This is a genomic window from Pseudomonas extremaustralis (assembly GCF_900102035.1).
In the GTDB taxonomy this organism is placed as follows: domain Bacteria; phylum Pseudomonadota; class Gammaproteobacteria; order Pseudomonadales; family Pseudomonadaceae; genus Aquipseudomonas; species Aquipseudomonas extremaustralis.
On the sequence record NZ_LT629689.1, the window covers coordinates 6314469 to 6334866 of the forward strand.

23 protein-coding genes are annotated in these 20398 nt (G+C 60.3%); 15 read left to right on the forward strand and 8 right to left on the reverse strand.

Annotation, left to right across the window (positions count from 1 at the left end):
* Positions 1-257 precede the first annotated feature (257 nt).
* Entirely contained in the window at positions 258-761 is a 504-nt protein-coding gene (locus BLR63_RS29090) for a L,D-transpeptidase family protein (RefSeq protein ID WP_010565264.1), read from the reverse strand.
* 37 nt (positions 762-798) lie between these two features.
* Positions 799-1347: an NUDIX hydrolase gene (locus tag BLR63_RS29095; RefSeq protein WP_010565265.1), complete on the reverse strand. Its 549-nt coding sequence runs from the start codon at positions 1345-1347 to the stop codon at positions 799-801.
* Between the two features lie 146 nt (positions 1348-1493).
* Here BLR63_RS29095 and BLR63_RS29100 point away from each other — a divergent pair, with 146 nt between their 5' ends.
* The 5 genes from BLR63_RS29100 to purT all read left to right on the forward strand — a co-directional run bounded on the left by BLR63_RS29100 (position 1494) and on the right by purT (position 4736).
* A complete protein-coding gene (locus tag BLR63_RS29100; protein ID WP_010565266.1) occupies positions 1494-2108 on the forward strand; it encodes a CoA pyrophosphatase in 615 nt (204 codons plus the stop codon).
* 23 nt (positions 2109-2131) lie between these two features.
* Complete coding sequence (locus BLR63_RS29105) at positions 2132-2656, forward strand: gamma carbonic anhydrase family protein (RefSeq protein ID WP_010565267.1); 525 nt, start codon at positions 2132-2134, stop codon at positions 2654-2656.
* Positions 2653-2868, forward strand: coding sequence for a DUF1289 domain-containing protein (locus BLR63_RS29110; RefSeq protein ID WP_010565268.1), 216 nt, complete (start codon positions 2653-2655; stop codon positions 2866-2868). Before BLR63_RS29105 ends, BLR63_RS29110 begins: the two co-directional genes overlap by 4 nt.
* A 149-nt stretch (positions 2869-3017) precedes the next feature.
* Positions 3018-3485, forward strand: a complete 468-nt coding sequence (locus tag BLR63_RS29115) for a VUT family protein (protein ID WP_010565269.1) — start codon at positions 3018-3020, stop codon at positions 3483-3485.
* Positions 3486-3554: 69 nt separating this feature from the next.
* Positions 3555-4736, forward strand: coding sequence for a formate-dependent phosphoribosylglycinamide formyltransferase (gene purT, locus BLR63_RS29120; RefSeq protein ID WP_010565270.1), 1182 nt, complete (start codon positions 3555-3557; stop codon positions 4734-4736).
* Positions 4737-4856: 120 nt separating this feature from the next.
* On the opposite strand, the gene BLR63_RS29125 is transcribed toward purT, so the two are convergent.
* The 3 genes from BLR63_RS29125 to BLR63_RS29135 form a co-directional block, all read right to left on the reverse strand.
* Positions 4857-6167, reverse strand: coding sequence for an MFS transporter (locus BLR63_RS29125; protein ID WP_010565271.1), 1311 nt, complete (start codon positions 6165-6167; stop codon positions 4857-4859).
* A 267-nt stretch (positions 6168-6434) separates the two neighbouring features.
* Positions 6435-7673 carry a transporter associated domain-containing protein gene (locus BLR63_RS29130; RefSeq protein WP_010565272.1) on the reverse strand — a complete coding sequence of 413 codons (1239 nt, stop codon included), beginning with the start codon at positions 7671-7673 and terminating at the stop codon, positions 6435-6437.
* Between the two features lie 12 nt (positions 7674-7685).
* Entirely contained in the window at positions 7686-8498 is an 813-nt protein-coding gene (locus BLR63_RS29135; protein WP_010565273.1) for a cytochrome C assembly family protein, read from the reverse strand.
* Between the two features lie 219 nt (positions 8499-8717).
* On the opposite strand from BLR63_RS29135, the gene ffh reads away from it, so the two are divergent.
* From ffh to thrC, 9 genes are all read left to right on the forward strand, one after another.
* Entirely contained in the window at positions 8718-10094 is a 1377-nt protein-coding gene (ffh, locus tag BLR63_RS29140; RefSeq protein WP_010565274.1) for a signal recognition particle protein, read from the forward strand.
* Between the two features lie 252 nt (positions 10095-10346).
* Positions 10347-10598, forward strand: a complete 252-nt coding sequence (gene rpsP, locus BLR63_RS29145) for a 30S ribosomal protein S16 (RefSeq protein WP_010565275.1) — start codon at positions 10347-10349, stop codon at positions 10596-10598.
* 5 nt (positions 10599-10603) lie between these two features.
* Positions 10604-11140 (forward strand): ribosome maturation factor RimM, encoded by a 537-nt coding sequence (gene rimM / locus BLR63_RS29150; RefSeq protein WP_010565276.1) that lies wholly within the window; start codon positions 10604-10606, stop codon positions 11138-11140.
* Positions 11122-11895, forward strand: coding sequence for a tRNA (guanosine(37)-N1)-methyltransferase TrmD (gene trmD, locus BLR63_RS29155; protein ID WP_169864091.1), 774 nt, complete (start codon positions 11122-11124; stop codon positions 11893-11895). The genes rimM and trmD overlap by 19 nt, the downstream gene beginning before the upstream one ends.
* Before the next feature lie 45 nt (positions 11896-11940).
* Positions 11941-12291 (forward strand): 50S ribosomal protein L19, encoded by a 351-nt coding sequence (rplS, locus tag BLR63_RS29160; RefSeq protein ID WP_003175895.1) that lies wholly within the window; start codon positions 11941-11943, stop codon positions 12289-12291.
* Between the two features lie 206 nt (positions 12292-12497).
* A complete protein-coding gene (gene xerD / locus BLR63_RS29165) occupies positions 12498-13394 on the forward strand; it encodes a site-specific tyrosine recombinase XerD (protein WP_010565278.1) in 897 nt (298 codons plus the stop codon).
* A gap of 139 nt (positions 13395-13533) precedes the next feature.
* Positions 13534-14265, forward strand: a complete 732-nt coding sequence (locus BLR63_RS29170; protein WP_010565279.1) for a thioredoxin fold domain-containing protein — start codon at positions 13534-13536, stop codon at positions 14263-14265.
* Positions 14266-14395: 130 nt separating this feature from the next.
* Positions 14396-15700, forward strand: coding sequence for a homoserine dehydrogenase (locus BLR63_RS29175; protein ID WP_010565280.1), 1305 nt, complete (start codon positions 14396-14398; stop codon positions 15698-15700).
* A 67-nt stretch (positions 15701-15767) separates the two neighbouring features.
* The gene (gene thrC / locus BLR63_RS29180) at positions 15768-17177 is read left to right on the forward strand and encodes a threonine synthase (RefSeq protein ID WP_010565281.1); all 1410 of its coding nucleotides are present in this window, start codon (positions 15768-15770) and stop codon (positions 17175-17177) included.
* Between the two features lie 96 nt (positions 17178-17273).
* Here the strand turns inward: thrC and BLR63_RS29185 are convergent, their stop codons facing one another.
* Positions 17274-17495, reverse strand: coding sequence for a hypothetical protein (locus tag BLR63_RS29185; RefSeq protein ID WP_010565282.1), 222 nt, complete (start codon positions 17493-17495; stop codon positions 17274-17276).
* 312 nt (positions 17496-17807) lie between these two features.
* On the opposite strand from BLR63_RS29185, the gene BLR63_RS29190 reads away from it, so the two are divergent.
* On the forward strand, positions 17808-18092 hold the full coding sequence (locus BLR63_RS29190; protein ID WP_010565283.1) for a DUF3509 domain-containing protein: 285 nt from the start codon (positions 17808-17810) through the stop codon (positions 18090-18092).
* A 169-nt stretch (positions 18093-18261) separates the two neighbouring features.
* Here the strand turns inward: BLR63_RS29190 and BLR63_RS29195 are convergent, their stop codons facing one another.
* Together BLR63_RS29195 and BLR63_RS29200 are read right to left on the reverse strand one after the other, a co-directional pair.
* Positions 18262-19146: a TIGR02285 family protein gene (locus BLR63_RS29195; RefSeq protein WP_010565284.1), complete on the reverse strand. Its 885-nt coding sequence runs from the start codon at positions 19144-19146 to the stop codon at positions 18262-18264.
* Positions 19146-20345 (reverse strand): CaiB/BaiF CoA transferase family protein, encoded by a 1200-nt coding sequence (locus BLR63_RS29200; RefSeq protein ID WP_010565285.1) that lies wholly within the window; start codon positions 20343-20345, stop codon positions 19146-19148. Before BLR63_RS29200 ends, BLR63_RS29195 begins: the two co-directional genes overlap by 1 nt.
* Between the last annotated feature and the right edge of the window lie 53 nt (positions 20346-20398).

A 20398-nucleotide genomic window follows, 5' to 3' on the forward strand; every position in this document is an offset into this window, starting at 1 on the left:
AGGTTTCCGATGCGGTTATTGGTGTGTTGTCGCTCGGTAGTGATCGGAAACTAATACCACTTGAATACCATGTCAATGCAGCAAAAACCCTCGATCTCCTGGTTTATGGGCGCATTTATGCAGCCTGGCGGTAAGTGGTATTAGAGAGGTCTTGATGGGGCGCAGAAATGCGCCGCCCTGCCGGTGAACTGGTATTCACCGGCAGGGGCAGCCGTTGGCGGGCATGTTTTTTGATTTATTTTACGAACGGTCCGGGGTTACGGCCGAATCTCGATCAGGGTGCCGTCTTTGACCAGGTTCCAGACTTCGCGCATGTCGACGTTGCGCATGCCGATGCAGCCGTCGGTCCAGTCCAGGGTGTGGAACCACTGCTCCGGGTATTCGTCGGAGTCGGGTGTGCCGTGGATCATGATCATGCTGCCCGGGTTCACGCCTTCGCGGCGGGCGCGGGCCGAGTCGCTGATATTGGGGTAGGAGATGTGCATGGCCAGGTTGTAGTGCTCGCTGGTCTTGCGCCAGTCGATCCAGTAGAGGCCTTCGGGTGTGCGGCGGTCGCCTTCGATCAACTTTTGACCCTTGGGGTTTTTGCCCAGGGAAATGCGGTAGGTCTTGAACGGCTTGCCGTCGTTGATCAACTGCAATTGATGGGCGGATTTGAGGACCAGGACTTTCTCGACCGTTTTACCGTGCAGGGTGTGCAGGGTGGAGGCTGACGACAGCGTGGCGAACGACAGACAGAACAGAGCAAGCAACCAACGCATTAAAACGATTTCCCTTGGGCGACGATTTGCCGGGTGATTATTGGGCGGGTTTGGACAGCGGCGGGACGGCTTCGCTGCGCACCGGGAACGTCTGCTGGCGACGGTCGGCGAAGAAGTATTCTAGGGTACGCCCGACCGTGCGGAAAGCCAGCTCGGACCAGGGGATGTCGGCTTCGCCGAACAGCTTCACTTCGAGGCTTTCGGGGCCGGCGGCAAAGTTGAGGTCGACCAGTTCGGCGCGGTAGAACACATGCACCTGGCTGATATGCGGTACGTCGATCAGGGTATAGATGCTCAGGTTGCGCACGCGGGCGCAGGCTTCTTCCAGGGTTTCGCGCATGGCGGCCTGTTCCACGGTCTCGCCGTTCTCCATGAAGCCGGCCGGCAGGGTCCAGTAACCCATGCGCGGCTCGATGGCGCGGCGGCACAGCAGCACCTGATCGCCCCACACCGGCAGGGTGCCGGCGACGATATTGGGGTTCTGGTAGTGAATGGTGGAGCAGTGATCACACACAAAACGCAGGCGGGCGTCGCCTTCGGGAATGCGTTGGGTGACCGGTTTACCGCACTGGCTGCAGAAATTCATGCTGGGGTTCCTGGAAAGTGCGTCTATCTTGGCGTGGCCTGCCGGGCCCTGCAAGTTGTCGTTTCGCGACACCGCCCGGGTTTTGGGGTTGGGCGACCGCACGCTTTGGTGCATGATGCAAGGTAGCCAACAGATCGAGATGACTCATGCTGGACGAGCTACTTCGCCGGGTAAGCAATCACACGCCTCAATTGCTCGAGACTGACGGGCGTTTCCCCGAGGCCGCTGTGTTGGTGCCGATTACCCGCAGTGACGAACCTGAGCTGATCCTGACCCTGCGCGCCAGCGGCCTGTCGACCCATGGCGGCGAAGTGGCCTTTCCCGGCGGGCGTCGCGACCCCGAAGACCCGGACCTGATCTTCACCGCACTGCGCGAAGCCGAAGAAGAAATCGGCCTGCCGCCCGGCCTGGTGGAAGTCATCGGCCCGCTGAGTCCGCTGATTTCCCTGCACGGCATTCGCGTGACGCCCTATGTGGGCGTGATCCCCGATTACGTCGACTACCTGGCCAACGATGCCGAGATTGCCGCCGTCTTCAGCGTACCCCTGGAGTTTTTCCGACAGGACCCGCGCGAACATACCCACAGAATCGATTACCAGGGCCGCAGCTGGTACGTGCCCAGCTATCGGTTCGGCGAATACAAAATCTGGGGGCTGACGGCAATCATGATCGTCGAGTTGATCAATCTGCTCTATGACGACGCCAAGATCAGCCTGCATCACCCACCCAAGAGCTTCATCAATAGTCAAGCCATCGACTGAATGGCCCGCCGAGAGGGAACACCATGAAATACCGCCTGGGCGATGCCCGCGTCGAGACACACCCACACAGCTGGGTGGCGCCCAATGCCACGCTGGTGGGCAAGGTCAAGCTGGAGGAGGGCGCCAACGTCTGGTTCAACGCGGTGTTGCGTGGCGACAACGAACTGATCCTGATCGGCAAGAACAGCAACGTGCAGGACGGCAGCGTGATGCACACCGACATGGGCTACCCGCTGACCCTGGGCACCGGCGTGACCATCGGCCATAACGCCATGCTGCACGGTTGCACCGTCGACGATTACAGCCTGATCGGTATCAATGCGGTGATCCTCAACGGCGCCAAGATCGGCAAGCACTGCATCATCGGCGCCAACTCGCTGATCGGCGAAGGCAAGGAAATTCCCGATGGCTCCCTGGTGATGGGCTCGCCCGGCAAAGTGGTGCGGGAACTGACCGACGCGCAAAAGAAGATGCTCGAAGCCAGCGCCGCGCACTATGTGCATAACGCTCAGCGTTATGCGCGGGATCTGGTTGAGCAGGAAGAATGAGCCCGACAGAACGCCCCGTCGCCTCGCCGTGCGTGAGCATTTGCGCGCTGGACGATGACGATATCTGCACCGGCTGCCAGCGCACGGCGGATGAGATCACACGCTGGGGCCGCATGGACAATGCCGAGCGCCGAGCGGTGCTGGGGTTGTGCCATGAACGGGCGGTGGCGGATGGGTTGGTGTGGATGACGCCGGGGAAATCGAGCGCCTGAACCATTGCAATCGGGAGCAAGCCCCTTCCCACACTTTGAATGTATTCACACTTCAAAATGTGGGAGGGGCTTGCTCCCGATAGGTCCATCCCGGACGACATCCCTGTAATTGTGTACCCTGTGCAGCATTACCCACAGGTCCATCCCCCATGCTCTTCCTTATCGCCTATATCAGCAGCGTCGTGCTGATCAACTTCGCCTTCTCCACCGCCCCGCACCTGGATGTCATCTGGTCCGCCTGGGGTGGCCTGGTGTTTATCCTGCGCGACATGGTGCAAACCCGCTTCGGCCATGGGGCGATCATCGCCATGCTGGCGGCGTTGGCGCTGTCGTATATCACCTCCGACCCGTCCATCGCCCTGGCCAGTGCCACAGCGTTCGCGGTGTCCGAGTGCATCGACTGGCTGGTGTTCAGCATCACCAAGCGCCCGCTGCACGACCGTCTGTGGATCAGTTCGGCGCTGAGCATTCCCCTCGACACCTTCATCTTTTTCGGCCTGATCGGCGCGCTCACGCCTGCCGTGGTGGGCACTGCCCTGGCATCGAAATTCGCCGGGGTCACGGCGGTGTGGCTGATCATGGTCTGGCGTGTGCGCCGGCGAGCCGTCGCCAACTGAGGCCAATTTTTGCAGTTCATGTAAAATGCCGGCCTTTCTCCCCATGATCCGCTCCCCTGAGGACCTGAGATGACCCGAATCGGAACTCCATTGTCGCCAACCGCGACCCGCGTTTTGCTGTGTGGCTGCGGTGAACTGGGCAAGGAAGTGGTAATCGAACTGCAACGCCTGGGCGTTGAAGTGATTGCCGTGGATCGCTACGCCAACGCGCCGGCCATGCAGGTGGCGCATCGCAGCCACGTGATCAACATGCTCGACGGCGCCGCCCTGCGTGCGGTGATCGAAGCGGAAAAACCACACTTCATCGTGCCGGAAATCGAAGCCATCGCCACCGCCACCCTGGTGGAGCTGGAAGCCGAAGGCTTCACCGTGATCCCGACGGCCCGCGCCACCTTGCTGACCATGAACCGCGAAGGTATCCGTCGCCTGGCCGCCGAAGAGCTGGACCTGCCGACCTCGCCGTACCACTTCGCCGACACTTTCGAGGCCTACAGCAAGGCCGTCCAGGACCTGGGCTTCCCGTGTGTGGTCAAGCCGGTGATGAGTTCGTCGGGCAAGGGCCAGAGCCTCTTGCGCAGCGTCGATGACGTGCAGAAAGCCTGGGATTACGCCCAGGAAGGCGGGCGTGCCGGCAAGGGCCGCGTGATCATCGAAGGCTTTATCGACTTCGACTACGAAATCACCCTGCTGACCGTGCGCCACATCGGCGGCACTACCTTCTGCGCGCCGGTTGGCCATCGTCAGGAGAAGGGCGATTACCAGGAATCCTGGCAGCCCCAGGCCATGAGCCCGATTGCTCTGGCCGAGTCCGAGCGCGTGGCCAAGGCGGTGACGGATTCCCTGGGTGGTCGCGGCCTGTTTGGCGTGGAGTTGTTCATCAAGGGCGACCAGGTGTGGTTCAGCGAAGTCTCGCCGCGTCCCCACGACACTGGCCTGGTGACCCTGATTTCCCAGGATCTGTCGCAGTTTGCCCTGCACGCCCGCGCCATTCTCGGCTTGCCGATCCCGTTGATCCGTCAGTTCGGCCCTTCGGCCTCGGCGGTGATCCTGGTGGAAGGCCAATCGACCCAGACTGCCTTCGCTAACCTCGGCGCAGCCTTGAGCGAGCCTGATACGGCGCTGCGACTGTTCGGCAAGCCGGAAGTGAATGGTCAGCGCCGCATGGGCGTGGCGTTGGCGCGGGATGAGTCGATCGAAGCGGCTCGGGCCAAAGCGACCCGCGCTTCCAAGTCGGTCGTCATAGAACTGTAACCCCAACCTGTAGGAGCGAGCTTGCTCGCGAAGATCGTCAACGATAACGCGCACATTCTGGATGCATGCGTTGTCCTTGAGTTTTTCGCGAGTAAGCTCGCTCCTGCATGAGGTGGGCTGTCAGGTGACTTTGTTCAAATCGTTATTGCGCGTCTCTTTCAGGCACAGCACGGCAATCAAGCTAAGTAACGCTGCCGCCGACACATACCCGCCGACATAACTCAGCCCGCCCATCGCCACCAGCTTGGTCGCGAAGAACGGTGCGGCCGAAGCACCGACAATTCCCCCCAGGTTATACGCCGCCGAAGCACCGGTATAACGCACGCGGGTTGGGAACAGTTCCGGCAGCAGCGCGCCCATCGGTGCAAACGTCACCCCCATCAGGAACAACTCCAAGGCCAGGAACAGCGCAACGGCCCACGTGGAGCCGTGGGTCAGCAGTGGCTCCATGGTAAAGCCCGACAGGATCGCCAGTACCGCGCCGACAATCAGCACCGGTTTACGCCCATACCGATCACTGGCCAGGGCTGCCAGTGGCGTAGCCAGGCCCATGAACAGCACCGCAAAGCACAAAAGGCCCAGGAACGTCTCACGGCTGTAGCCCAGGGTCGAAACCCCGTAGCTCAGGGAAAACGCCGTGGTGATGTAAAACAGCGCATAGCACACCACCATCGACGCGGCGCCCAGCAACACCGGCAGCCAATGCTGGCTGAAGAGTTCCACCAGCGGCACTTTCACCGGCGCCTGTTTGGCCACGGCATCGGCGAACACCGGGGTTTCATGCAGCTTCAGGCGCGCATACAGGCCGACCATCACCAGCACAGCACTGAGGATGAACGGGATACGCCAGCCCCAACTGCGGAACTGCTCGTCGTTCAGGCTCATGGCCAGGATCAGGAACAAGCCGTTGGCCGCCAGGAAACCGATGGACGGGCCCAACTGCGGAAACATGCCAAACCAGGCGCGCTTGCCCTTCGGGGCATTCTCGGTGGCCAGCAACGCCGCGCCGCCCCATTCCCCACCCAGGCCCAAGCCTTGGCCGAAACGCAGCACGCACAACAGGATCGGCGCCCATGCCCCGATGCTGTCGTAGCCGGGCAGCAAGCCGATCAGCGTGGTGCACACGCCCATCAGCAACAGCGAGGCCACCAGGGTGGATTTGCGGCCGATACGGTCGCCAAAGTGGCCGAATAGCGCCGAACCCAACGGGCGAGCGATAAAGGCGATGCCAAAGGTCAGGAACGACGCGAGCATCTGCGCCGTACCGGAGCTCTGGGGAAAGAACACCGGGCCGATCACCAGCGCGGCTGCGGTGGCATAGATGTAGAAGTCGTAGAACTCGATGGCGGTGCCGACGATGCTCGCGGTGGCGACGCGTGCAGTCGAGTTGGTCGGGGCGGCGGTCGCGGCCTCGTTATAGGTGGTGCTCATGGCGTTATCCCTGACGGTCAGTGCGCGTTTGGACGCGGATTATTATTGGTCGAACACCCATGGATCAGGGTTGTGAGCGGAGCGGCTCGGGATGGGAGCGAACACCGGTCAGACACGAAAAGGCGGTGCCTGGACGCGCTCAGTGCGGATAGCACGCGGTCGGGCGCGGCTCTGGTAAGCCGCAGGGATTATAGGAAGGGGGTTGGCGATACAACAAGGGGGATGACCTGCCCATCGCAGCAGATCCAATCTGGGAGTCAGGGGGCGCTATACGGCGACCGGCACGCGGCTGGTATGCCAGATCAGCACCTTGCTGACGCGGTTGTCCTCGGTCTCGAGGATTTCCAGGCGATAGCGACCGATCTTCAGGCATACCGCACAATCCGGGATGGTCTCCAGTGCTTCGGTCACCAGGCCGTTGAGGGTCTTGGGGCCGTCGCTGGGCAGGTGCCAGCCCAGGCTCTTGTTCAATTCGCGGATCGACGCAGCGCCGTCGATGATATAGCGGCCATCGGGTTGTGCCTGGATATGTGGGTTGTCGCCAACCTGGTCGCTTTCGAATTCGCCGACGATTTCTTCGAGAATATCTTCCAGGGTGACAATGCCCAGCACTTCGCCGTACTCATCCACCACCATGCCCAGGCGCCGCTGTTGCTTGTGGAAATTCAGCAGTTGCAGCTGCAGGGCGGTGCTTTCCGGAACGAAATAGGGTTCGTAGGCGGCCGCGAGCAGCGCTTCTTTGGTCAGGCTGGCATCCGGCAGCAGGTGCTGGATCAGCCGGGTGTTGAGCACCGCTTCGACCTGGTTGATGTCGCTGTGGAACACCGGCAATCGCGTGCGCTGGGAGTTGCGCAGTTGTTCGATGATCGCTTCGATCGAATCATCCAGGTTGATGCCGTCCACTTCGCTGCGGGGCACCAGGATGTCGTTGACGGTGATGTTGTCCAGGGCGTGGATGCCGGGCATGCCGGGGGTGCGGTCTTCGTCGGCTGCGGATTCGGGTTCGTCGTCATGCTCGGGCAGCGGGTCGTCGCTCTTTTTCACCACGCTGGCCTTGCGGGCGAACGGGCGCAGTAGCAACAGGCTGATGCCATTGAGCAGCCAGGCCAGTGGGTAGAGAATTTTCAGCGGCACGCCCAGCAGCGCATTGCCAAAGCCCAGTATCGCTTGCGGATGGCGAGTGGCGAGGGCGCGGGGCAGGTAGTCGGCAAGTATCAGCAGCACGGCGCAGGAGATCAGCCAGCCGAGCCACGGGCCGTTCTGCGCCCAGGCATAGATCGCCAGCAAGGTGCAGAGAATCACCACTGCGGCACGACACAGGCTGTTGCACAGGATCAGGCTATGGCGCGGGAAGCTCAGGCGGGTCGCGGCCTTGTCGCCCTGGCGCGTGCCGGGGCGCAGGGCCAGCAGATGTTGCTGCGCCGCTTCGATGGCAGTGAACAGTGCCGCCCATAACACCAGCAAGGCGATTACGGCGAGCATCGGCCCCAGGGGCAAGTTGTCCATGATTGCCGCCCGTCAGATATGCAAGATGTATTCGCGGACCAGCTTGCTGCCGAAATAGGCCAGCATCAGCAGGCAGAAACCGGCCAGGGTCCAGCGGATCGCTTTGTGCCCACGCCAGCCGAGGCGGTTGCGGCCCCACAACAATACGCTGAACACCACCCAGGCCAGGCACGCCAGCAGGGTCTTGTGCACCAGGTGCTGGGCGAACAGGTTCTCGACGAACAGCCAGCCGGAAATCAGCGACAGCGACAACAATGTCCAACCGGCCCACAGGAAGCCGAACAGCAGGCTTTCCATGGTTTGCAGCGGCGGGAAGTTCTTGATCAGCCCCAACGGGTGCTTGTGCTTGAGCTGGTGGTCCTGCAGCAGCAGGAGCAGGGCCTGGAACACGGCGATGGTGAACATGCCATAGGCCAGGATCGAGAGCAGGATATGGGCGAGGATTCCCGGTTCTTCGTCAATCACCTGCACCGTGCCGGTGGGGGCGAATTGCGCCAGCAGCACCGTCAGCATGCCCAGGGGGAAGAGTAGGACCAGCAGGTTTTCCACCGGGATACGCGCGCAGGCGACCAGCGTCAGGGCGATCACGGCGGCGGCGATCAGGCTGGCGGCACTGAAAAAATCCAGGCCCAGGCCGACCGGCGTCATCAGGTGGGTGAACAGGCTCGCGGCATGGGCCAGCAGCGCAAGAACGCCAAGGCCGGTCAGCAGGCGTTTGTCGGCCTTGGCACATTTGGCCAGGCGGATGCCCTGATAGAGGGTCGCAGCGGCATACAGCAGGGCGGCGGCGAGACTGGGTAGCAAGCTGGGTGACAAAGGGAGCATAAATCCTGTTAGGCAAGCCCGAAAGGCGCTGAGTTTGGCATACACCTGCGTTCCACGAAAGACTCCCGGACCAGACAGCGGGTGTGCATGGGCGCAGTCTTCGCTATAATCCGCGACCTGCCCACGCCGCAGGCTCGCCGAGCGCTGTTTTTAATAGCGATTTACCACAGCCTGGGCCGCCATTACCTCGGTCTACCATAGGGCCTGAAAGGATCGCGCATGTTTGAAAACTTGACTGACCGTCTCTCGCAGACGCTGCGCCACGTTACCGGCAAGGCCAAGCTGACCGAGGACAACATTAAAGACACCCTGCGTGAAGTACGCATGGCGTTGCTGGAAGCCGACGTGGCTTTGCCGGTGGTGAAGGACTTCGTCAACTCGGTCAAGGAGCGCGCGGTCGGCACCGAAGTGTCCCGTAGCCTGACTCCGGGCCAGGCCTTTGTGAAGATCGTCCAGGCCGAACTCGAAAGCCTGATGGGCGCGGCCAACGAAGACCTGAACCTCAGCGCCGTGCCACCAGCCGTCGTGCTGATGGCCGGTCTGCAAGGTGCGGGTAAAACCACCACCGCCGGCAAGCTGGCGCGCTTCCTTAAAGAGCGCAAGAAGAAGTCCGTGATGGTAGTGTCGGCCGACGTGTACCGTCCGGCGGCCATCAAGCAGTTGGAAATGCTCGCGGGCGAAGTGGGCGTGACCTTCTTCCCGTCCGACCTGAGCCAGAAGCCGGTCGACATCGCCAGGGCGGCTATTAAAGAAGCCAAGCTGAAATTCATCGACGTGGTCATCGTCGATACCGCCGGTCGCCTGCACATCGACGAAGAGATGATGGGCGAGATCAAGGCGCTGCATGCCGCGATCAACCCGGTCGAGACTCTGTTCGTGGTCGACGCCATGACCGGCCAGGATGCGGCCAACACCGCCAAGGCCTTTGGCGACGCACTGCCGCTGACCGGCGTGATCCTCACCAAGGTCGACGGCGATGCCCGTGGCGGTGCCGCGCTGTCGGTGCGCGCCATCACCGGCAAACCGATCAAGTTCATCGGTATGGGCGAGAAGAGCGACGCGCTCGAGCCGTTCCACCCTGAACGTATCGCCTCGCGCATCCTCGGCATGGGCGACGTGCTCAGCCTGATCGAGCAGGCCGAAGCGACGCTCGACAAGGACAAAGCCGATAAACTGGCCAAGAAGCTGAAGAAGGGCAAGGGCTTCGACCTCGAAGACTTCCGTGATCAGCTGCAACAAATGAAGAACATGGGCGGCCTCGGCGGCCTGATGGACAAGCTGCCGAATATCGGCGGTGTGAACCTGGCGCAGATGGGCAATGCCCAGGGCGCGGCAGAGAAACAGTTCAAGCAGATGGAAGCCATCATCAACTCCATGACCCCGGCCGAGCGCCGCGACCCTGAGCTGATCAGCGGTTCGCGCAAGCGTCGGATCGCCATGGGTTCCGGCACCCAGGTGCAGGACATCGGTCGCTTGATCAAGCAGCACAAGCAGATGCAGAAGATGATGAAGAAATTCTCCGCGAAAGGCGGAATGGCCAAGATGATGCGCGGCATGGGCGGTATGTTGCCCGGCGGCGGCATGCCGAAAATGTAAAGTATTCGAGCGGGAGCCTGGCTCCCGCTCCGACCCACAGGGATGTGGGATCTCCAGCAAACCCGCCGTCTGGCGGGAGCTGACTTGCCGTTTTAACCGACGGCTCTATAGCAGATCTGAATGGCGAGCCGATAGGCGCCAGAAAAAGACATTTGCAAAAGTCCGGATATTCCTTAGAATATGCGGCCTTTCGGGCACCTATGCCCGCTGTGCATTTAGATTTGCAGCACCGACTACAGGAACGATGTTCACATGCTAACAATCCGTCTTGCCCTTGGCGGCTCCAAAAAGCGCCCGTTTTACCACTTGACCGTAACCGACAGCCGCAACCCGCGCGACGGTTCGCACAAGGAACAGGTTGGTTTCTTCAACCCTGTTGCCCGTGGTCAAGAAATTCGTCTGTCCGTGAACCAAGAGCGCGTAGCCTACTGGCTGAGCGTTGGTGCACAGCCATCCGAGCGTGTTGCCAAGTTGTTGAAGGACTCGGCTAAGGCCGCAGCCTGAGCAATATGAACGCGACGCCAGCTGTTGCTGATGATTTGATCGTTATCGGCAAGATTTATTCTGTTCATGGCGTTCGCGGCGAAGTGAAGGTGTATTCCTTTACTGATCCGACTGAAAACCTGTTGCAGTACAAAACCTGGACGCTCAAGCGCGAGGGGAGTGTGAAACAGGTCGAGCTGGTCAGTGGACGCGGGAACGACAAGTTCCTGGTCGCAAAGCTCAAGGGTCTTGATGATCGTGAAGAAGCTCGTCTTCTGGCCGGTTACGAGATCTGCGTGCCGCGCAACCTGTTCCCTGAATTGACCGACGGCGAGTACTACTGGTACCAGCTGGAAGGTCTGAAGGTTATCGATCAACTCGGGCAATTGCTCGGGAAAATCGACCATCTTCTGGAAACCGGCGCCAATGATGTAATGGTGGTCAAGCCTTGCGCTGGCAGCCTGGATGATCGCGAACGCCTGTTGCCCTATACCGAGCAATGCGTGTTGGCCGTCGACCTGGCCGCGGGCGAGATGAAGGTGGAATGGGACGCGGACTTCTAAGCGTGGCTAATTTGCGCATTGAAGTGATCAGTTTGTTTCCCGAGATGTTTTCCGCCATCAGCGAGTACGGCATCACCAGTCGGGCGGTGAAACAGGGGCTGTTGCAGCTTACCTGTTGGAACCCGCGAGACTACACGACGGATCGACATCACACTGTGGACGATCGCCCCTTTGGCGGTGGCCCGGGCATGGTGATGAAGATCAAGCCCCTGGAAGACGCATTGGCTCAGGCCAAGGCTGCAGCAGGGGAGAAGGCGAAGGTCATTTACCTGTCCCCTCAAGGCCGTCAGCTGAAACAGGCGGCGGTACGCGAACTGGCGAATGAGGAAGCACTGATCCTGATTGCCGGTCGCTATGAAGGCATTGACGAGCGTTTTATTGAAGCTCATGTCGATGAAGAGTGGTCGATTGGGGACTATGTTCTGTCTGGCGGCGAGCTGCCGGCGATGGTCCTGATAGATGCGGTTACACGACTGCTGCCTGGAGCTTTAGGGCATGCGGACTCCGCGGAGGAAGATTCCTTCACGGATGGTTTGCTGGATTGCCCGCACTACACCCGACCGGAGGTGTATGCGGATCAGCGTGTTCCCGACGTATTGCTAAGTGGCAATCACGCACACATCCGGCGTTGGCGTTTACAGCAGTCCCTTGGTCGGACCTATGAACGACGCGCCGATCTTCTGGAAAGCCGCTCGCTTTCTGGAGAAGAGAAGAAGCTGCTCGAGGAATACATCCTCGCGCGGGACGATAGTTAACAACGTATCGATGGTAGGTCCATTGACTTACCTTAGGAGCACAGCATGACTAACAAAATCATCCTTGCACTCGAAGCAGAGCAGATGACCAAAGAGATCCCTACCTTTGCCCCGGGCGACACCATTGTCGTTCAGGTGAAAGTGAAGGAAGGCGACCGTTCGCGTCTGCAAGCGTTCGAAGGCGTGGTAATCGCCAAGCGTAACCGTGGTGTGAACAGTGCTTTCACTGTTCGTAAAATCTCCAACGGTGTTGGCGTAGAGCGTACTTTCCAGACCTACAGCCCGCAAATCGACAGCATGGCCGTCAAGCGTCGCGGTGACGTACGTAAAGCCAAGCTGTACTACCTGCGTGACCTGTCCGGTAAAGCAGCTCGCATCAAGGAAAAACTGGCTTAAGTCCAGCTTCCCGATGCAGAAAAAAGCAGCCTACGGGCTGCTTTTTTGTGCCTGGAATTTGTTGGCTGATCCGGGTCGCAGGCAAGCCAGCGCCTGCACTTGATCATCAGTGGTCATAAAATCGATGCACGACACAAATCCAATGTAGGAGCAGGCTTGCCTGCGATAGGATCTACCAGACACCACCTTCACCTGCCTGAGCCCCCATGCCCGCCATCGACCACCCTCTGATCGACCGCTTTCTCGACGCCCTCTGGCTGGAAAAAGGCCTGTCTGACAACACTCGCCAGGCTTACCGCAGCGACCTGGCCCTGTTCAATGGCTGGTTGCAGGAAAAGAATCTCGAATTGATCAATGCCGGTCGCGAGCTGATCCTTGATCACCTGGCCTGGCGCCTGGAGCAGAACTACAAGCCGCGCTCCACTGCGCGCTTCCTTTCCGGCGTGCGTGGTTTTTATCGCTACCTGCTGCGGGAAAAACTCATCGCCCTCGACCCGACGTTACAGATCGACATGCCGCAGTTGGGCAGGCCACTGCCCAAATCCCTGTCGGAAGCTGACGTCGATGCATTGCTCGCCGCCCCCGACCTGAGCGAAGCCATCGGTCAGCGCGATCGCGCCATGCTGGAGGTGCTGTACGCCTGTGGCCTGCGGGTGACTGAGTTGATTAGCCTGACCCTGGAGCAAGTCAATCTGCGCCAGGGCGTGCTGCGGGTGATGGGCAAGGGCAGCAAGGAGCGGCTGGTGCCCATGGGGGAGGAGGCGATTGTGTGGGTCGAGCGCTACATGCGCGAGGCCCGTGGCGAACTGCTTGGCGGGCGCCCCAGCGACGTGCTGTTCCCCAGTCAGCGCGGCGAGCAGATGACCCGCCAGACCTTCTGGCACCGCATCAAGCACCAGGCCAAGGTGGCCGGGATCGGCAAGGCGCTTTCGCCCCATACGTTGCGCCATGCATTCGCCACCCATTTGCTCAACCACGGCGCGGATCTGCGCGTGGTGCAAATGTTGCTCGGGCACAGCGACTTATCCACAACCCAAATCTACACCCACGTGGCGCGGGCGCGCTTGCAGGATCTGCATGCCAAGCACCATCCTCGGGGGTGAAAAGCGCCAATTTATCCCGCCACGGGCTGCCCTGCGGCCCAACTGTGGTAGGCTTTGCCGGTTCGCAAAGGGGACGGCTCAGACCCGTGTTTCCAAGCGGTGTTACTTCCCGTCCCTGCATCTGCCTTCAGGAGTTCCCATGCGCTTGACCCAGATTATTGCCGCCGCAGCCATTGCGTTGGTTTCCACCTTTGCCGTCGCCGATGACGCTGCCGAGCAGACCATTCGCAAGAGCCTGGCCAACCTGCAGCTCGACACGCCGATCGAAAGCATCAGTGCCAGCCCGATGGCCGGCCTGTACGAAGTCAAGCTCAAGGGCAGCCGCGTGCTGTATGCCAGTGCCGACGGCCAGTACATCGTCCAGGGCTACCTGTTCCAGTTGAAGGACGGCAAGCCGGTCAACCTGACCGAGAAAGCCGAACGCCTGGGTGTGTCCAAGTTGATCAATGGCATTCCGGTGGCTGAAACCGTGGTGTATCCGGCCATCGGCGAGACCAAGACCCACATCACCGTGTTCACCGACACCACCTGCCCTTACTGCCACAAGCTGCATGCCGAAGTGCCTGCGCTGAACAAGATGGGCGTGGAAGTGCGCTATGTAGCGTTCCCGCGCCAGGGCCTCGGTTCGCCGGGTGATGAGCAGTTGCAGGCGGTCTGGTGCTCGGCCGACAAGAAAGCGGCGATGGACAAGATGGTCGACGGCAAGGAAATCACGGCGGCCAAGTGCGCCAATCCGGTTTCGAAACAGTTCGCCCTGGGCCAGTCCATCGGTGTGAACGGTACGCCGGCCATCGTTTTGGCTGACGGTCAGGTGATCCCGGGCTACCAGCCGGCGCCGCAAGTTGCCAAACTGGCGCTCAGTGCCAAATAAACCAGCGTCGTCGAATTTTCGACGATCAAGACCCTTCGGGCAGTCGACGGGTCATTAATTGAAAGCCGCAAGTTGTGCGGCTGTTTTCCACGGCCGACCTCGCGTCGGCCGTTTCATGGGGAGTTCTTCAGTGAAACCGGTCAAAGTAGGCATCTGTGGGTTAGGGACCGTCGGTGGCGGCACCTTCAACGTACTTCAGCGTAATGCTGAAGAAATTTCCCGCCGTGCAGGGCGCGAAATTGAAGTGGCGCAAATTGCCACGCGTTCGCCAAAGCCTCAGTTCCAAACGACCGGTATTGCGATGACCAACGACGTCTTCGCCGTGGCCACCAACCCTGAAATCGATATCGTCATCGAGCTGGTAGGCGGCTACACGATTGCCCGCGAGCTGGTGCTCAAGGCCATCGAAAACGGCAAGCACGTGGTCACCGCCAACAAGGCGCTGATCGCAGTGCACGGTAACGAGATCTTCGCCAAGGCCCGCGAGAAGGGCGTGATCGTGGCCTTCGAAGCTGCCGTGGCCGGTGGTATCCCGGTGATCAAGGCGATCCGTGAAGGCCTGTCCGCCAACCGCATCAATTGGGTGGCCGGCATCATCAACGGCACCGGTAATTTCATCCTCACCGAAATGCGCGAGAAGGGCCGCACCTTCGAAGACGTGCTGGCCGAAGCCCAGGCCCTGGGTTACGCCGAAGCCGACCCGACCTTCGACGTGGAAGGCATCGACGCGGCGCACAAGCTAACCATCCTGGCGTCCATCGCCTTTGGTATCCCGCTGCAGTTCGACAAGGCCTACACCGAAGGCATCACCCAGCTGACCACTGCCGACGTGAATTACGCCGAAGCCCTGGGCTATCGCATCAAGCACCTGGGCGTGGCGCGCTGCACCGCAGCCGGTATCGAGTTGCGTGTACACCCGACGCTGATCCCGGCCGACCGCCTGATCGCCAACGTCAATGGCGTGATGAACGCGGTGATGGTCAACGGTGACGCCGCGGGCTCGACCCTGTTCTACGGTGCCGGCGCCGGTATGGAGCCGACCGCTTCGTCGGTGATCGCCGACCTGGTGGACGTGGTTCGCGCCATGACCAGCGACCCGGAAAACCGTGTGCCACACCTGGCCTTCCAGCCCGATTCGCTGTCGGCTCACCCGATCCTGCCGATCGAGGCGTGCGAAAGCGCCTACTACCTGCGCATCCAGGCAAAGGATCATCCGGGTGTGTTGGCCCAGGTTGCCAGCATCCTGTCCGAGCGTGGCATCAACATCGAGTCGATCATGCAGAAGGAAGTCGAGGAGCAGAACGGCCAGGTGCCGATGATCCTGCTGACTCACCGCGTGCTCGAGCAGCATATCAACGATGCCATCACCGCCCTGGAAGCCTTGCAAGGCGTAGTGGGCCCGGTGGTACGGATTCGCGTCGAACACCTGAACTAACCGATTTGTGCCAGGGGCCCCGTACATTCGGCGGCCTCTGTTCGAGAATGATTTAGAGGAGCCAGTCATGCGTTACATCAGCACCCGCGGCCAGGCACCGGCCCTGAATTTCGAAGACGTTCTGCTGGCAGGCCTTGCCACCGACGGCGGCCTGTACGTGCCGGAAAACCTGCCCCGTTTCACCCAGGAAGAAATCGCGTCCTGGGCGGGCCTGCCGTATCACGAACTGGCCTTCCGGGTGATGCGCCCGTTCGTCACCGGCAGCATTCCGGATGCGGACTTCAAGAAGATCCTGGAAGAGACATACGGCGTGTTTTCCCACAGCGCCATCGCGCCTTTGCGCCAACTGAATGGGAACGAGTGGGTCCTCGAGCTGTTCCATGGCCCGACCCTGGCGTTCAAGGACTTCGCCTTGCAACTGCTGGGTCGCTTGCTCGATTACGTGCTGGAGAAGCGCGGCGAGCGCGTGGTGATCATCGGCGCGACCTCCGGTGATACCGGCTCGGCGGCCATCGAAGGTTGCAAGCACTGCGAAAACGTCGACATCTTCATCCTGCACCCGCACAAGCGCGTGTCGGAAGTACAGCGTCGCCAGATGACCACCATCTTCGGTGAGAACATCCATAACATTGCCATCGAAGGCAACTTCGATGACTGCCAGGAAATGGTCAAGAACAGCTTCGCTGACCAGAGTTTCCTCAAAGGCACGCGCCTGGTGGCGGTGAACTCGATCAACTGGGCGCGGATCATGGCCCAGATCGTCTACTACTTCCACGCAGCCCTGCAGCTGGGCGGGCCGGCGCGTTCGGTGTCGTTCTCGGTGCCCACCGGCAACTTCGGCGACATCTTCGCCGGTTACCTGGCGCGCAACATGGGCCTGCCGATCAACCAGTTGATCGTCGCCACCAACCGCAACGACATCCTGCACCGCTTCATGAGCGGCAACCAGTACGTCAAGGAAACCCTGCACGCCACGTTGTCGCCGTCCATGGACATCATGGTGTCGTCGAACTTCGAACGCCTGCTGTTCGACATGCACGGTCGCAATGGTGCGGCGATTGCCGGCTTGATGGACACCTTCAAAAGCGGTGGCGGTTTCAGTGTCGATCAAGAGCGCTGGACCGAAACCCGCAAGCTGTTCGATTCCTTGGCCGTGGACGATGCACAGACCTGCGAAACCATCGCCGAAGTCTATGCCCAGACCGGCGAACTGCTGGACCCGCACACTGCCATCGGTGTGAAGGCCGCCCGCGAATGCCGCCGCAGCCTGGACATCCCGATGGTGATCCTTGGTACCGCACACCCGGTCAAATTCCCGGAAGCGGTGGAGAAGGCGGGCGTTGGCAAGGCGCTGGAGTTGCCGGCGCACTTGGCTGACCTGTTCGAGCGTGAAGAGCGTTGCACCGTGCTGCCGAATGACTTGAAGGCGATGCAGGCGTTTGTCAGCCAGCATGGCAATCGGGGCAAGCCGTTGTAAGGCAAAAGGTTGGCGCCTTGGCGCAGACAAAACGCCGCTTTCCCCTCCTGGGGTCAGCGGCGTTTTTCGTTTCTGGCAGCTTCGACAGCATCCTGATTACAACAGCAATTTAATTGCCATCCCGGTGATTGAAGCAATCGTTGCGACAACGGCCATCGCTACACCCATGGGGTACCAAAACGTCTTACAGGTTATCTTCAGGGATTCTGCGTTGAGCTTGCCTTGCTCTGCATGCATGCGTGATATCTCTGCATAGATGCGTAATACGTCGGCATGCATCTTTGCCATCGACGCCTGTTGTTCGTTGTGTTCCACCATCCTGTTCGTCCTTCGCAATAAGGGCCTTTGACATGCACTTTTATCTGCGTGGCAGAGTGATCAGCGCTTACCGAGTATAGGATTTGCCCCCAGTCTCGCTGGACGGCACTCCCCAAACGGTCGCCCATTGCGTAAGCAGTTATGTGCGTCCGTTTTTTGGTTGTCATGTTGCAAGCGCATGCTGGAGCAAGTCACGCCCTGGCGGCCCCATAAAGATGAAAAAGCGAACTTTCCTACGTGACAATCCGTCCATTAGGATAGATGCAGCACCCGTTGAAACGATTGTTCCCGAACTATTGAGTGGTGATCGAGATGGAAAGTATCAGCCTATTGCTCGAAGAAGCACTGAGCCCCTATCAGGTTACGCTGACTCCCTCTGGTGTGCAGGGCGAGTGCCTGGTGACTGTGAAGAATCCTGCTGGCGCTATCGTGGTCGAGCGTGATGTCGACCGGGCGCAGTTGATGGATAAACGTTTATTGGTAGACGTTGTGGACTGCCTGCTGCGCGACCTCAAAATCGCCGAAGGACGTCTGGAACCCTCGGTGATCGCCGCCCTGCGTAGCGCAGCACAAACCCGTGGCGGCGCCGTGGCATGAAGAATTGTTTACCTGTTGAAACTTCCTATGGCATGGCCTGTCAGATTTTGTAACAGCAAGAGCGAACATTGTGCTCCGGTGTTTGTGCCTTGTTGTACTGGTCTTTGTAGGCCACGTTTAACCCCGAAGTGTTTCCCCACGCTTCGGGGTTTCTTTTGCCTTGGATTTGTCACGGCGTTGGAACTTCCTGGAAAAAATTCGGGTTGTCGCGCAGGTAGTGTTCGCGCATGACCGGGTCCAGCCATGCGGCGTAGGACTTTTGCACCTGCTCCACTGGGATGTCATGTAGCGCTTGATCGATCCGTTCGATGGCCTCGCGGCCCTGGGGGGTGTCCGAACAACCGATATGGGTACGTTGGTAGGGCGCCGAGCCTTTGATGGGGTAGAAGCTCAGGTCGTCGACGGCGATCCCCTGCCGCAGCGCGTGATAGCGGATTTCCGGCCAGTAACCCAACACCGCTTCCAGTCGTCCCAGGCGTTGCATCTGCAACAAGCTGCCCAGGGCGTCGTTGCCATAGTGAAGCGCCAGGCTTTGTGCATCGGCCTGCCTCAATCGTTCATCGATGACCGGGCCGTAGCTGCGTTCTGCAATCGCGCCCACCCGGGCTTTATGGGCGTCGAGAAAGGCTTGCAGATCGAACTGGCCGTCCACGATAAACGCTGTCACGGCCTCCTGTTGACTGCGCCGGATCGTGATCCCATTGCTGACGGAAATAAACGCCTGGCGGGAAAACACGATGTATTTGGCGCGCTCTGGTGTCCACAGTAACGAGGGGTCGCAGGTGAACGTGGATTCGCGCAACATCTGCATGCCCCGTGCGCGATTGACGTGCAACACCTGATGTCGATACTGCGGCAAGTGCTCGATCAGCATCGGTAACAGTTGGTCCAGCGCACCCTGGTCTTTGCCCGGGCCATCAAAAATGGTCAGTGGAGGCAGGTCGCGCAGCAACCAGATCAGTGTGTCCTCGGCCTGCGCCGACAATGACCAGCCGCCCGCCATCATGGCGGTGAGGCACAACTGAATCAGCCAGCGTTTGTATCGATCGATCATCAGATCGCGCCTTCCTCGCGCAAGCGGACAATGGCGGCGGTGTCGTAGCCCAATTCACCGAGCACCACGTTGTTGTGTTCGCCCAGTTGGGGCCCGACCCATTCGCAGCTGCCTGGGGTCTGCGATAACTTAGGCACGATGCCCGGCATCTTGAAGTCTTTGCCGTCGGGCAATTGGGCCTTGAGGAACATTTCGCGGGCGAGGAATTGCGGATCACCCAGCATGTCTTCGGCGCTGTAGATGCGACTGGCGGGCACCTCGGCCTTGTTGAGCTGTTCCACCACTTGCTCCAGCGGCAGCGAGTTGACCCAGCGATCGATCACGCCATACAGCTCATCGCGGCGGCTGTCGCGTCCGTCATTGCTGGCCAGCACAGGGTCGTTGGCCAGGTCTTCACGCCCGATGGCCGACATGAAGCGCTTGAAGATCGCATCACCGTTGGCGCCGATCTGCACATGTTTGCCATCCGCGCTGGTGTGGATCGAGGACGGGGTGATGCCGGGCATGATGTTGCCGGTGCGTTCGCGAATGAATCCAAACACGTCGAACTCGGGGATCATGCTTTCCATCATGGCGAAAATGGCTTCGTACAGGGCCACGTCCACGACCTGGCCCAGACCGCCATTGACCTCGCGATGACGCAGTGCCATCAAGGCGCCGATCACCGCCCACAATGCGGCGATGGAGTCGCCGATGGAGATCCCGGTGCGTACCGGCGGGCGGTCCTCGAAACCGGTGATATAGCGCAGCCCGCCCATGGACTCGCCCACTGCACCAAACCCCGGCTGGTCCTTCATCGGCCCGGTCTGACCAAAACCGGAGAGGCGTACCATCACCAGCTTGGGGTTGAGCGCATGCAGGGTTTCCCAGCTCAGGCCGAGCTTTTCCAGGACGCCGGGGCGGAAATTCTCGATCAGGATGTCGGCGTCCGCCAGCAATTGCTTGAGGATCGCCAGGCCGTCCGGGTGCTTGAGGTTGAGTGTCAGCGACTTTTTGTTACGCGCCTGCACAAACCACCACAGCGAAGTGCCTTCATACAGCTTGCGCCATTTGCGCAGCGGGTCGCCGCCATCGGGCGATTCCACCTTGATCACCTCGGCGCCGAATTCGGCGCAGATGCGTGAGGCGAACGGGCCGGCGATCAGGGTGCCGAGTTCGATGACTTTCAAGCCGGCAAGCGGTTTGGCATTAAACGACATGATGATCCTTGTCTGCGCAGGGCGGTGATGTGAAGCCTTTTAACATAGGCGAG

Excerpts from the sequence above, each read along its gene's own strand:
- ffh (WP_010565274.1), top strand. The coding sequence starts at position 8,718 with ATGTTTGAAAACTTGACTGACCGTCTCTCGCAGACGCTGCGCCACGTT.
- BLR63_RS29125 (WP_010565271.1), bottom strand. The coding sequence starts at position 6,167 with ATGAGCACCACCTATAACGAGGCCGCGACCGCCGCCCCGACCAACTCG.
- thrC (WP_010565281.1), top strand. The coding sequence starts at position 15,768 with ATGCGTTACATCAGCACCCGCGGCCAGGCACCGGCCCTGAATTTCGAA.
- BLR63_RS29190 (WP_010565283.1), top strand. The coding sequence starts at position 17,808 with ATGGAAAGTATCAGCCTATTGCTCGAAGAAGCACTGAGCCCCTATCAG.
- BLR63_RS29195 (WP_010565284.1), bottom strand. The coding sequence starts at position 19,146 with ATGATCGATCGATACAAACGCTGGCTGATTCAGTTGTGCCTCACCGCC.
- BLR63_RS29100 (WP_010565266.1), top strand. The coding sequence starts at position 1,494 with ATGCTGGACGAGCTACTTCGCCGGGTAAGCAATCACACGCCTCAATTG.
- BLR63_RS29090 (WP_010565264.1), bottom strand. The coding sequence starts at position 761 with ATGCGTTGGTTGCTTGCTCTGTTCTGTCTGTCGTTCGCCACGCTGTCG.
- BLR63_RS29115 (WP_010565269.1), top strand. The coding sequence starts at position 3,018 with ATGCTCTTCCTTATCGCCTATATCAGCAGCGTCGTGCTGATCAACTTC.
- BLR63_RS29110 (WP_010565268.1), top strand. The coding sequence starts at position 2,653 with ATGAGCCCGACAGAACGCCCCGTCGCCTCGCCGTGCGTGAGCATTTGC.
- rpsP (WP_010565275.1), top strand. The coding sequence starts at position 10,347 with ATGCTAACAATCCGTCTTGCCCTTGGCGGCTCCAAAAAGCGCCCGTTT.
- BLR63_RS29170 (WP_010565279.1), top strand. The coding sequence starts at position 13,534 with ATGCGCTTGACCCAGATTATTGCCGCCGCAGCCATTGCGTTGGTTTCC.
- BLR63_RS29095 (WP_010565265.1), bottom strand. The coding sequence starts at position 1,347 with ATGAATTTCTGCAGCCAGTGCGGTAAACCGGTCACCCAACGCATTCCC.
- purT (WP_010565270.1), top strand. The coding sequence starts at position 3,555 with ATGACCCGAATCGGAACTCCATTGTCGCCAACCGCGACCCGCGTTTTG.
- BLR63_RS29105 (WP_010565267.1), top strand. The coding sequence starts at position 2,132 with ATGAAATACCGCCTGGGCGATGCCCGCGTCGAGACACACCCACACAGC.
- xerD (WP_010565278.1), top strand. The coding sequence starts at position 12,498 with ATGCCCGCCATCGACCACCCTCTGATCGACCGCTTTCTCGACGCCCTC.
- BLR63_RS29185 (WP_010565282.1), bottom strand. The coding sequence starts at position 17,495 with ATGGTGGAACACAACGAACAACAGGCGTCGATGGCAAAGATGCATGCC.
- rplS (WP_003175895.1), top strand. The coding sequence starts at position 11,941 with ATGACTAACAAAATCATCCTTGCACTCGAAGCAGAGCAGATGACCAAA.
- BLR63_RS29135 (WP_010565273.1), bottom strand. The coding sequence starts at position 8,498 with ATGCTCCCTTTGTCACCCAGCTTGCTACCCAGTCTCGCCGCCGCCCTG.
- rimM (WP_010565276.1), top strand. The coding sequence starts at position 10,604 with ATGAACGCGACGCCAGCTGTTGCTGATGATTTGATCGTTATCGGCAAG.
- BLR63_RS29200 (WP_010565285.1), bottom strand. The coding sequence starts at position 20,345 with ATGTCGTTTAATGCCAAACCGCTTGCCGGCTTGAAAGTCATCGAACTC.
- BLR63_RS29130 (WP_010565272.1), bottom strand. The coding sequence starts at position 7,673 with ATGGACAACTTGCCCCTGGGGCCGATGCTCGCCGTAATCGCCTTGCTG.
- trmD (WP_169864091.1), top strand. The coding sequence starts at position 11,122 with ATGGGACGCGGACTTCTAAGCGTGGCTAATTTGCGCATTGAAGTGATC.